The sequence below is a fragment of the Gryllotalpicola sp. CP2-P1 genome (genome assembly GCF_057512245.1).
In genome coordinates this window covers 1-1,665 of sequence record NZ_JBLRDT010000344.1, presented here as the reverse complement: position 1 = coordinate 1,665, position 1,665 = coordinate 1, and the positions used below count along the sequence as shown (strand labels likewise).

The following is a 1,665-nucleotide window of genomic DNA, read 5'->3' as shown; positions in this document are numbered from 1 at the left end:
CCGCGACGTGCCGCACCTCGGCGTGGTCTTCGGCGAGCGCTCCGCGCGCATCGGGCCCTTCGTCGAGCCTGGCGTCGGCCCCTGCCTCGCCTGCCTCGACCTCAGCCGCGCCGACGCCGACCCCGCCTGGCCCGTGATCGCATCGCAGCTCGCGGGGAAGCGGTCACCCGTCGAGGGCGGCCGGCTCGAGGCATCCGTCACCCTGCGCGTCGTGCGCGAGCTGCTCGCGCACCTGCTCGACGGGTCGCGGGAACTCGTCGGCGCGAGCCTTGAGCTCGGGGTGGACGGGTCGCAGTCGCGTCTCACGCACGAGCCGCACGCTCGATGCGGCTGCCGAGCTCTGCCAGGAAGCGAGACGGCTGACGTGCCCCGGCTCGCCCGGTTCCGGTCTCGCTCCAGCTCAGCCGCAGCCGCCGCCTCGCGCGGGTGATGCCGACGTAGAGCAGACGGCGCTCTTCGTCGACCTGCTCGAAGGTCGTCGCGTACGAGATCGGAACGAGCCCCTCCGAGAGCCCGACGATGTGCACCTCGTCCCACTCGAGGCCTTTGGCGCTGTGCAGGGTCGCGAGAGTGACGGCGCGCACCGTCGGCTCGTGCTGGCCGGCCTGGCGTTCGAGCAGCTCGTCGGTGAAGCGGCGGAACGTCGTTCCCGCGGGCGCCTGATCGGCGAGGGTCATGAGCGCATTGAGGCTCTCCCACCGGTCGCGCACGGCGCCGGCCGCCTCGGGCGGGCTCTGGGTCCAGCCGAGCGAGCGCAGCACGTCTGACACCGACTTGAACAGCGGCTCGCCGCTGACCGTGACGGACGCCGCGCGCAGAGCGAGCACCGCCTGCTTCACCTCGGGCTGATCGAAGAAGCGCTTCGCGCCGTGGATGCGATACGGCACGCCCGCCTGCGTCAGCGCCTGCTCGAGCGCCGCCGCCTGCACGTTCACGCGGTAGAGCACGGCGATCGACTCGGGCGCGCTGCCCGCGGCGATCGAGGCGGCGACGGATGCCGCGACCGCGGTCGCCTCGGCCGCGTCGCTCGGGTGCTGCACGACGCTCGGCGTGGGGGCCGGCTCGTCGGCGTGCGCCGCGTGGAGGACGAGGCTGCCCTGCCTGCCGCGCATCAGCTCGTTCGCAGCGGCGACCACGGGCGGCGCCGAGCGGTAGTTCTGCTCGAGCCGCACGACGATGGCGTCCTCCCAGCGGCGCTCGAAGCCGAGCAGGAATCCGCTCGAAGCGCCCGCGAAGGAGTAGATGGTCTGGCTCGCGTCCCCGACGACGCAGACGTCGCGGCGGTCGCCGAGCCACAGCTCGAGCAGCTGCTGCTGCAGCGGCGAGACGTCCTGGTACTCGTCGACGACGAAGAAGCGGTACTGCTCGCGCACCTGCATCGCGACCTGCGGCTCGGACTCGATCATGCCGGCCGTCACGAGCAGCACGTCCTCGAAGTCGATGAGCTTCCGCTCGTCCTTCAGCGTCTCGTAGGCGGCCATCAGGTCGGCGAGCTGCTCGGCCGTGAGGTTCCCGGGCGTCGGGCGGCCGGCGCGCGCGTACGCGTCGATCGAGAGGCTGCTCACCTTGCGGAACTCGATCTCGGAGGCGGCGTCGCGCAGGGTCGCCGTGTCGAGCTTGAGCTTCAGCACCTGGGCGGCGTGGCCGAGGATGCGCGCCTTCCCC

At 72.5% G+C, this 1,665-nt stretch carries 2 protein-coding genes; both read right to left on the bottom strand.

What is annotated here, in order from left to right; genetic code table 11:
• Positions 1-163: 163 nt before the first annotated feature.
• Complete coding sequence (locus tag ACM2XV_RS15040) at positions 164-310, bottom strand: hypothetical protein (protein WP_487027524.1); 147 nt, start codon at positions 308-310, stop codon at positions 164-166.
• Positions 303-1,665, bottom strand: a 1,363-nt coding sequence (locus ACM2XV_RS15035; RefSeq protein ID WP_487027523.1) for an ATP-dependent helicase, incomplete at its 5' end; no start/stop codon positions are given. The genes ACM2XV_RS15035 and ACM2XV_RS15040, both read right to left, overlap by 8 nt.